Annotated in this window: 10 protein-coding genes; 9 read left to right on the top strand and 1 reads right to left on the bottom strand. The window is 53.7% G+C overall.

What is annotated here, in order from left to right; all coding sequences use genetic code 11:
* Positions 1-582, bottom strand: a 582-nt coding sequence (locus B3X29_RS17225) for a TerC family protein (RefSeq protein ID WP_290559349.1), incomplete at its 3' end; no start/stop codon positions are given.
* A gap of 691 nt (positions 583-1,273) precedes the next feature.
* Here B3X29_RS17225 and B3X29_RS17220 point away from each other — a divergent pair.
* From B3X29_RS17220 to wcaF, 9 genes are read left to right on the top strand one after another with little or no spacing between them, the layout of a single operon-like run.
* Positions 1,274-2,410 (top strand): polysaccharide export protein, encoded by a 1,137-nt coding sequence (locus B3X29_RS17220; protein WP_103180227.1) that lies wholly within the window; start codon positions 1,274-1,276, stop codon positions 2,408-2,410.
* Between the two features lie 5 nt (positions 2,411-2,415).
* Positions 2,416-2,859 (top strand): low molecular weight protein-tyrosine-phosphatase Wzb, encoded by a 444-nt coding sequence (gene wzb / locus B3X29_RS17215; RefSeq protein ID WP_103180226.1) that lies wholly within the window; start codon positions 2,416-2,418, stop codon positions 2,857-2,859.
* 2 nt (positions 2,860-2,861) lie between these two features.
* A complete protein-coding gene (wzc, locus tag B3X29_RS17210; RefSeq protein WP_103180225.1) occupies positions 2,862-5,024 on the top strand; it encodes a tyrosine-protein kinase Wzc in 2,163 nt (720 codons plus the stop codon).
* A 20-nt stretch (positions 5,025-5,044) separates the two neighbouring features.
* Positions 5,045-5,884 (top strand): colanic acid biosynthesis glycosyltransferase WcaA, encoded by an 840-nt coding sequence (gene wcaA / locus B3X29_RS17205; protein ID WP_103181110.1) that lies wholly within the window; start codon positions 5,045-5,047, stop codon positions 5,882-5,884.
* A 2-nt stretch (positions 5,885-5,886) separates the two neighbouring features.
* Positions 5,887-6,375 (top strand): colanic acid biosynthesis acetyltransferase WcaB, encoded by a 489-nt coding sequence (gene wcaB, locus B3X29_RS17200; protein WP_103181109.1) that lies wholly within the window; start codon positions 5,887-5,889, stop codon positions 6,373-6,375.
* On the top strand, positions 6,372-7,589 hold the full coding sequence (gene wcaC / locus B3X29_RS17195; RefSeq protein ID WP_159339564.1) for a colanic acid biosynthesis glycosyltransferase WcaC: 1,218 nt from the start codon (positions 6,372-6,374) through the stop codon (positions 7,587-7,589). Before wcaB ends, wcaC begins: the two co-directional genes overlap by 4 nt.
* Positions 7,564-8,784, top strand: a complete 1,221-nt coding sequence (wcaD, locus tag B3X29_RS17190) for a colanic acid polymerase WcaD (protein ID WP_156654874.1) — start codon at positions 7,564-7,566, stop codon at positions 8,782-8,784. The genes wcaC and wcaD overlap by 26 nt, the downstream gene beginning before the upstream one ends.
* 11 nt (positions 8,785-8,795) lie before the next feature.
* Entirely contained in the window at positions 8,796-9,542 is a 747-nt protein-coding gene (gene wcaE, locus B3X29_RS17185; RefSeq protein WP_103180222.1) for a colanic acid biosynthesis glycosyltransferase WcaE, read from the top strand.
* A gap of 15 nt (positions 9,543-9,557) precedes the next feature.
* Positions 9,558-10,106 (top strand): colanic acid biosynthesis acetyltransferase WcaF, encoded by a 549-nt coding sequence (gene wcaF, locus B3X29_RS17180; RefSeq protein ID WP_103180221.1) that lies wholly within the window; start codon positions 9,558-9,560, stop codon positions 10,104-10,106.
* Positions 10,107-10,127 lie beyond the last annotated feature (21 nt).

Raw genomic sequence — 10,127 nt, 5'->3', positions numbered from 1 at the left:
CAGCAGGAAGCTCAGGCAGAGAATGACAATGGTCGGGTGGTCGTTAACAAAGCGCGTCAGCGCCTTGCTGGCCATCACCATCAGCGCAATGGCAATAATGACGGCGGCCATCATGACGGGCAGATGATCGACCATCCCCACGGCGGTGATGACTGAATCCAGCGAGAAGACGGCGTCCAGCACCACGATTTGCGCCACCACCGCCCAGAACTTCGCCCCACGGCGTTGGGTGGGGTTCTCGCTGTCCTTGCCTTCCAGCCTTTCGTTGAGTTCGACAGTGGCTTTGAAGATCAGGAAAAATCCCCCAAACAGCATGATCAGATCGCGGGCGCTGAAGCCAAAGCCGTGGACGGTAAACAGCGGGCGGGTGAGGGTCACCAGCCAGGAGATAGAGGCCAACAGCAGCAGGCGCATGACCATCGCCATTAACAGACCGGTGATGCGGGCGCGGTCGCGCTGAGCAGGGGGCAGTTTTTCGGCGAGAATGGCGATAAAGACCAGGTTATCGATACCGAGCACAAGTTCCAGCACCACCAGGGTGACCAGACCGGCCCATATTGATGGATCTGCTATCCATTCCATAGTGAGCGTAATACCTTTCGTTATATGACAATTGTCACATTTCGATCATGGATACTGCGCCAGAAAAATGCAATGCCGGCCAGGCATTTATCTGCATAGATTTTCCTTATCTGGCCGGTAATAAACCCTGCATTCTGTGCGTTAATATCGGAATAACTCCGAATCAATAAAAATAAGAAATATCGCAGGGTCAATGGTGTTATTTAATAATGTCAATATAAAGCTATTCCTAAAAACACGGAAATGCGACCGTTAATATTATTCTTAAAAGCCACGCCTTCGTTGATGATTCCTTGCCTGCTTTTCAGATAGCTGCAACAATTCTTTCAGCATCAAATAGCGGTCGTTTTTGGTGCTATTTCTGTGTCGGTTTAATGACCTGAAAAATGTATATCGTGTTCGGATTAATCCTGCCCGTTATATTTTCTCATTAAACCCTGTCAAAGAGGGTGCTTGCCCCTAACTAGCTGTTTAAACAGTAGATTGGTAACTGAAAGCCAAGGGCGGTAGCGTGCCTGAAAGCGTGTTAATCAGCCTCGATTATTCTGTCAATAGCCTGAGAGCGAATAAGCTTCTTTTAGGACTGATGCCAGTTATATTTCTCTTTTATTGACTGCATGCTAAAAGTAATACGCCTTCGCACTTATTTAAATGCACAGGATAATTACTCTGCCATAGTGATAAATAATCAATGATGAAATCCAAAATGAAATTGATGCCATTATTGGTCTCTGTGACCTTGATGAGTGGTTGTACGATCTTCCCCGGCAGCAATATCTCAACTTCCGGTAAGGATGTGATTAAACAGCAGGATGCTGATTTTGACATCAACCGCATGGTTAACGTTTATCCCATGACCCCGCAGCTGGTTGAACAATTACGCCCTCGCCCGATTGTCGCACGGCCGAATGTCGATCTCGACCAGGAGATCGCCAACTACCAGTACCGCGTCGGGCCCGGGGACGTGATTAACGTCACCGTCTGGGATCACCCGGAGCTGACCACCCCGGCGGGGCAGTATCGTAGCTCCAGCGATACCGGTAACTGGGTTCAGGCAGATGGCACCATGTTCTATCCCTATGTCGGCAAACTTCGCGTGGCGGGCAAAACGCTCGCACAGATCCGTAGTGATATTACCGGCCGTTTAGCGCAGTACATCGCTGACCCGCAGGTGGACGTTAATATCGCCGCATTCCGTTCGCAGAAAGTCTATGTCTCCGGCCAGGTGAATAAATCCGGCCAACAGCCGATCACCAACGTGCCGCTGACGGTGCTTGACGCCATCAACTCCGCGGGCGGGCTCACTGATGGCGCCGACTGGCGCAATGTGGTGCTGACCCATAAAGGCAAAGAGGAGCGTATCTCCCTGCAGGCGCTGATGCAGAACGGCGATCTGAGCCAGAACCGTCTGCTCTATCCGGGCGACATCCTGTTCGTGCCGCGCAATGACGACCTGAAAGTGTTCGTGATGGGTGAAGTGAAGAAACAGAGCACCCTCAAGATGGACCTGAGCGGTATGACCCTGACCGAAGCGCTGGGCAACGCGGAAGGGCTGGATATGAGCACCTCCGACGCCAGCGGTATCTTCGTGATCCGTCCGATTACAGGAAACAATGCGAAGGGCAAGATTGCCAACGTCTACCAGCTGGATATGTCTGATGCCACCTCACTGGTGATGGCGACCGGCTTCCGCCTCCAGCCGTATGACGTGGTCTATGTCACCACCGCGCCGATAACGCGCTGGAACCGTGTGATGAACCAGCTGATGCCGACCATCAACAATATCCATACCATGACCGACACGGTACATCAGTACCACAACTGGTGATAACGATGTTTAACAAAATTCTGGTGGTTTGTGTGGGGAATATCTGCCGTTCCCCTACCGCTGAGCGGCTACTTAAGCAGTACCAACCGCAGCTCACCGTGGCGTCAGCCGGGTTGGGCGCGCTGGTGGGCAAAGGGGCCGATGAGCGTGCAAGTCAGGTTGCGGCAGAGCATCAGCTTTCACTCGACGGGCATTGCGCCCGTCAGGTGACGGCCAGCCTGTGCCGGGACTACGACCTGATCCTCGCGATGGAAAAACGCCACATTCATGCCCTGTGCGATATCGCACCGGAGATGCGCGGCAAAGTGATGCTGTTTGGTCACTGGGACAACGAGCGTGAGATCCCCGACCCGTACCGCAAAAGCCATGAAGCGTTTGAGGCGGTTTACACCTTACTCGACCAGTCTGCCCGCCAGTGGGCAGAGGCACTGAACGTTCAGCAGGGATAATAATGACAGCAAACGTAAAACCTTCTGCCGCCCCGAGTGCGGGCAGTGATGAAATTGATATTGGTCGTCTGATCGGAACCGTGGTCGAGGCGCGCTGGTGGGTGATTGGCATCACCGCGCTCTTTGCCGTTGCGGCGGTGATTTACACCTTTTTTGCCACCCCGATCTACAGCGCCGACGCGCTGGTACAAATAGAGCAAAACACCGGCAATTCGCTGGTGCAGGACATCGGTTCGGCGCTGGCAAACAAGCCGCCCGCCTCACAGGCGGAAATTGAGCTGATCCAGTCCCGCCTGGTGCTGGGAAAAACCGTGGACGATCTGGATCTCGACATCGGCGTCACTAAAAACACCTTCCCGGTGTTTGGTGCGGGCTGGGACCGGTTGATGGGCCGTCAGAATGATACGGTTAAAGTGACCACCTTCCAGCTTCCTGCCGGGGGTGCCAGCCAGGAGTTTACCCTTGAAGTGCTGGGGAAAGATCAGTATCAGCTTACCAGCGACGCCGGGTTTAGCGCCCGCGGCAAGGTGGGGGAGATGCTGAATAAAGATGGCGTCAGCATGATGGTCAGCGACATCCATGCCCAGAGCGGCAGCGAGTTCACCGTCAGCAAATTCTCAATGCTCGGGATGATCAATAATCTGCAGGGCAACCTGTCGGTCACCGAAACCGGAAAGGATACCGGGGTGCTGAGACTGACCTTTACCGGCGAGGATAAGGACAAGATCCGCGACATTCTCAACAGCATTACCCGCAACTACCAGGCGCAGAACGTGAAGCGTAAGTCGGAAGAGGCGTCAAAAAGCCTCGACTTCCTCGCGAAACAGCTCCCGGAAGTGCGCGCCCATCTGGATCAGGCCGAGAACAAGCTCAACGCTTTCCGTCAGGATAAAGACTCCGTCGACCTGCCGCTCGAAGCGAAGTCGGTGCTGGATTCGATGGTCAATATCGACGCCCAGATCAACGAGCTGACCTTTAAAGAGGCGGAAATTTCCAAACTCTACACCAAACGCCATCCGGCCTACCGTACGCTGCTGGAAAAACGCCAGACGCTGGAAGAGGAAAAAGCCAAACTCAATAACCGCGTCACCGCGATGCCAAAGACTCAGCAGGAGATCCTGCGTCTGACCCGCGACGTGGAGTCTGGCCAGCAGGTCTATATGCAGCTGCTGAACAAACAGCAGGAGCTGAAGATCACCGAGGCGAGCACCGTTGGCGATGTGCGTATTGTCGACCCGGCCATCACCCAGCCGGGCGTGCTGAAGCCGAAGAAGGCGCTGATTATTCTCGGCAGCATTATTCTCGGTCTGATGCTCTCCATCGTCGGCGTACTGCTGCGCTCCCTGTTTAACCGTGGGATCGAAAGCCCGCAGGTTCTGGAGGAGCACGGCATCAACGTCTACGCCAGCATCCCGCTGTCGGAGTGGCAGAAATCGCGTGACAGCGTCAAAACGTCCAATGGCATCAAACGTTACAAGCAGAGCCAGCTGCTGGCAGTCGGCAATCCGACGGATCTGGCTATCGAGGCTATCCGCAGCCTGCGCACCAGCCTGCACTTCGCCATGATGCAGGCCAGCAACAACGTATTGATGCTCAGCGGGGTCAGCCCCTCCATCGGCAAGACCTTTGTCTGCGCCAACCTGGCGGCGGTAGTCAGCCAGACCAACAAGCGCGTGCTGCTGATCGACTGCGATATGCGTAAGGGCTATACCCACGAGCTGCTCGGCACGAACAACGTAAACGGTCTGTCGGACATCCTGCTGGGCAAGGGCGATATCAGCCAGTGCGCGAAGCCGACCTCCATCCCTAACTTTGACCTGGTCACGCGCGGACAGGTGCCGCCGAACCCATCGGAACTGCTGATGAGCGAACGCTTTACCCAGCTGGTGAAGTGGGCCAGTGAAAACTATGACCTGGTGCTGATCGACACCCCGCCAATCCTCGCGGTAACGGATGCGGCAATTGTCGGTCGCCATGCGGGCACCACGCTGATGGTGGCGCGCTACGCGGTGAACACCCTGAAAGAGGTCGAAACCAGCCTCAGCCGCTTCGAACAGAACGGCATTGCGGTGAAAGGGGTGATCCTCAACTCCATCTTCCGCCGCGCCACCGGGTATCAAGATTACGGGTATTACGAGTACGAATATAAGTCGGACAGCAAGTAATGAGCCATTCGGGGAACACCATGACACCACGTCCTTTGATTTCCATTTATATGCCGACATGGAACCGTCAGCAGCTGGCGATCCGTGCGATAAAATCGGTATTACGCCAGGATTATGACCACTGGGAATTAATCATCGTCGATGACTGCTCCTCCTCGTACGAGCAGCTCCAGAAGTTTGTCGCTGACCTGGACGACCCGCGGGTGATCTACACCCATAACGCCATTAACTCCGGCGCCTGCGCGGTCCGCAATCAGGCTATTTTGCAGGCCTCTGGCCAGTATCTGACCGGTATTGACGATGACGACGAGTGGACGCCAAACCGGCTGTCTACCTTCCTGGCGCATCAGCATCACCTGGTTACCCACGCCTTTTTGTACGCCAACGACTATGTTTGCGAGGGGGAGGTCTACTCTCAGCCCGCCAGCCTGCCGTTGTACCCAAAATCGCCGTACTCCCGCCGCCTGTTCTACAAGCGCAACATTATCGGCAATCAGGTCTTTACCTGGGCGTGGCGCTTCAAGGAGTGCCTGTTCGATACGTCACTGGCCGCCGCCCAGGATTACGACATCTTCCTGCGGATGGTGGTGGAGTATGGCGAGCCGTGGAAGGTAGAAGAAGCCACCCAGATCCTGCACATCAATCATGGTGAAATGCAGATCACCTCGTCGCCGAAGAAGTTTTCCGGCTACTTCCACTTCTACCGCAAGCACCGGGATAAGTTCGACCGCGCCAGCCGCAAGTATCAGCTCTTTACGCTGTATCAGATCCGCAATAAGCGGATGAACTGGCGCACCCTGTTGACGCTGATTTCGGTTCGTAACGGTAAGCGTCTGGCCGACGGACTGCGGGGGAAATAATGGTGCTGGAAGATTGTCGCGCAAACAGCTGGAGCTTGCGCCCCTGCTGCATGGTTCTGGCCTACCGGGTGGCCCATTTTTGCTCGGTGTGGCGCAAAAAAAACGTCCTTAACAATCTCTGGGCGGCGCCGGTTCTGGTGCTTTACCGCCTCATCACCGAGTGCATTTTCGGCTACGAAATCCAGGCTGCGGCCACCATCGGCCGCCGCTTCACCATTCACCACGGCTATGCCGTGGTGATCAATAAATTCGTGGTCGCCGGGGATGATTTTACCATCCGCCACGGGGTGACCCTCGGTAACCGCGGCCCGGACAGCCTGGCCTGTCCGGTCATCGGCAATAACGTTGAGCTGGGTGCCAACGTGGTGATGATCGGTGATATCACCGTCGGTAATAACGTCACCGTGGGGGCAGGAAGCGTAGTGCTGGACAGCATCCCCGACAACGCGCTGGTGGTGGGCGAGAAGGCCCGCGTGAAGGTGATCAAATGAACATTCTGCAATTTAATGTCCGTCTCGCCGAGGGCGGGGCGGCGGGAGTGGCGCTGGATCTGCACCAGCGCGCGCTGCAAAAAGGACTTCAGTCGCGCTTTATCTACGGCTACGGCAAGGGCGGTAAAAAAAGCGTCAGCCACGATCGCTATCCGCAGGTGGTGAAACATACCCCGCGCCTGACCTCGGTGGCCAATATTGCCCTGTTCCGTCTGTTTAACCGCGATCTCTTTGGCAATCTTAACCGCCTCTATCGCACCGTTACCCGCACGCCGGGCCCGGTAGTGCTCCATTTTCACGTCCTGCACAGCTACTGGCTGAAACTGGAAGAGGTCGTGGCGTTTTGCCAGAAGGTGCAGGCGCACAAACCCGACACCACGTTCGTCTGGACCCTGCACGATCACTGGAGCGTCACTGGCCGTTGCGCCTTTACCGACGGCTGCGAAGGCTGGAAAACGAACTGCCAGAAGTGCCCGTCGCTCAGCAATTATCCGCCGGTGAAGGTGGATCGCGCCCATAAGCTGGTAGATGGCAAGCGTCAGCTGTTCCGTGACATGCTGGCGCTGGGCTGTCAGTTCATCTCTCCCAGCCAGCACGTGGCCGATGCCTTTAACAGCCTGTACGGGGCAGGGCGCTGCCGGATCATCAATAACGGTATCGACGTGGCGACAGAGGCGATTCTGGCAGAGCTGACCCCGGTCGCCGTTACCGCCGGCAAGCCGAAAATTGCCGTCGTCGCTCACGATCTGCGCTACGACGGCAAAACCAACCAGCAGCTGGTGCGGGATATGATGGCGCTTGGCGACAAGATCGAGCTGCATACCTTCGGCAAATTCTCGCCGTTTGAAGGGCCGAACGTGGTGAACCACGGCTTCGAAACCGACAAACGCAAACTGATGAGCGCCCTGAACGGGATGGATGCGCTGGTGTTCAGCTCCAGGGTGGATAACTACCCGCTGATCCTGTGCGAAGCGCTCTCCATCGGAGTACCGGTGATCGCCACCCACAGCGACGCCGCGCGGGAAGTACTGGAAAAATCGGGGGGCAAAACCTTCAGCGAAGAGGAAGTGCTGCCTCTGGTGCAGCTGGCGAAAGCGGATATCGCCCAGGCGGTATTTGGCACCTCCCTTGAGGCATTCCGCACCCGCAGCCGCCAGGCCTACAGTGGACAACAGATGCTGGAGGAGTATGTCTCGTTCTATCAGAATCTGTAGCTATCTGCTGCTGCCGCTCATCTACCTGCTGGTCAACGTCAAGATTGCCCAGCTGGGAGAGAGCTTCCCCATCACTATCGTGACCTTTTTACCGCTGCTGCTGTTGCTGTTTGTCGACAAAATCAGCGTGAAAAAGCTGATGATAGCGCTGGGGCTGGGGGCGGGGCTGACGGCCTTCAACTACATTTTTGGTCAGTCGCTGGATGCCAGTAAATACGTTACTTCCACCATGCTGTTTGTTTATATCGTCATCATTATCGGCATGGTGTGGAGTATCCGCTTTAAAACCGTCTCGCCGCACAATTATCGGAAGATCCTCAGGTTCTTTTATCTGGTCATTGGAATCATTGTCACCCTCGCCGCACTGGAGATGGCGCAAATTATTCTGACCGGTGGCAGTAGCCTGATGGAAATAATTTCGAAATATCTTATTTACAGTAATAGCTATGTACTGAATTTCATTAAATTTGGCGGCAAACGTACCACAGCGCTCTATTTTGAACCGGCATTCTTCGCTCTGGCGTTAATCTCAATTTGGCTCAGCATCAAACAGTTTGGTATCAAAACGCCCAAGAGCGATGCTATGATTCTTACAGGAATCGTTCTGTCAGGATCGTTCTCCGGGGTTATGACGTTTATTCTGTTTTACCTTCTGGAGTGGGCGTTCCAGTATCTGAATAAAGAGGCGATCAGGAAAAAGTTACCTTTAGCGATCATTTCATTGTCCGTCTTTTTAGTCGGGGTGGTATTTGCCTTTCCGTATATTTCCGAGCGTCTGGGTGATTTGGGCACCGAAGGATCATCCTCTTATTACCGTATTATCGGTCCGCTGGTGATGGTGGGGTACTCTTTAACCCATATTGACGGTGTAGTCAGATTTGGCTCACTTTATGAATATGTCGCATCATTCGGAATCTTTAACGGTGCGGACGTCGGAAAAACAATAGACAATGGCTTGTATCTGCTGATTATTTATTTTTCATGGTTCGCAGTATTATTAACGGCGTGGTATCTGTTTAAAGTTTTCAAAATGATGATCAGCGCCTTTGGTGATAATCAGAATTTTCGCGTACAGCTTTACCTCTTTACGCCAGTATCGCTGTTTTTTACCGGGTCAATATTTAGCCCAGAGTATGCATTTTTGATTGTATGCCCGTTTATTTTGCGCAAGGCGCTTAATATTACGCATTCATAACGAGGTGGTTTATGTTACTAAGCGTTATTACTGTCGCCTTTCGTAACTACGAGGGCGTGGTAAAAACCTGGCGGTCGCTGCGTAATCTGGCAGGCGATCCCAGCCTCAACTTTGAATGGATTGTGGTGGATGGTGGTTCGAACGACGGCACCGCAGAATTCCTCGAAAAACTGAATGGTGAGTATAACTTACGCTACATCAGCGAGAAAGATCGCGGTATCTACGATGCCATGAATAAAGGTATCGACATGGCGCAGGGGCGCTATGCCATCTTCCTTAATTCTGGCGATATTTTTCATGACGACGTAGCGCAGTTTGTCCGTCAACTCGTTCGAGTCCAGGATAACGCCATGTACATGGGCGATGCGTTACTTGATTTCGGTGATGGAAATAAAGTACGCCGTACGGCGAAACCGGGCTGGTATATTTATCACAGCCTGCCGGCCAGCCATCAGGCGATTTTCTTCCCGCTGAGCGGGTTAAAAACGTACCCGTACGATCTGCAGTACCGCGTTTCATCGGATTACGCACTGGCCGCTCGGCTGTATAAAGCCGGATATCCTTTTAAACGTCTGCCAGGTCTGGTTTCTGAATTTTCGATGGGCGGCGTGTCAACGTCGAATAATCTGGAATTATGCCAGGATGCCCGCAAGGTGCAGCGCGACATATTACGCGTGCCGGGCGTATGGGCGGAATTATCTTATTTATTGCGCCTTAAAACCACGGGTAAAACCAAAGCCTTATATAACAAAGTCTGAATATAAGGAAAAAGTATGCAGGAATTAAGCGGCTTCTCTGTGCCAAAAGGATTCCGTGGCGCAGGGGGGATTAAAGTGCAGTTATGGTGGGCGGTACAGGCGACATTATTTGCCTGGTCCCCACAAATTATGTATCGCTGGCGCGCATTTTTATTACGCAGCTTCGGTGCAAAAATCGGAAAAAACGTAGTGATTCGCCCGTCGGTAAAAATTACTTACCCATGGAAATTAACCCTTGGGGATAACGCCTGGGTTGGTGACGGCGCGGTGTTATATACGCTGGGTGAAATTTCGATTGGCGCGAATGCAGTGGTATCTCAGAAATGCTACCTCTGTACCGGCAGCCACGATTATATGAGTCAACATTTTGATATTAACGCGCAGCCAATCACCATTGGCGAGAAATGCTGGCTGGCGACCGACGTATTTGTCGCCCCCGGCGTCTCCATTGGCAATGGCACCGTTATTGGTGCGCGCAGCAGTGTTTTTAAGTCGCTACCGGCAAACAAACTTTGCCGTGGCAATCCCGCAGTGGTGATACGCGAACGCGTTGAAACTGAATAACTTCTGATAAGTCTGGAGAAA

The organism is Leclercia sp. UBA5076, from assembly GCF_002416465.1.
In the GTDB taxonomy this organism is placed as follows: Bacteria; Pseudomonadota; Gammaproteobacteria; order Enterobacterales; family Enterobacteriaceae; genus Enterobacter.
This window is presented reverse-complemented; position numbering and strand designations above follow the sequence as displayed.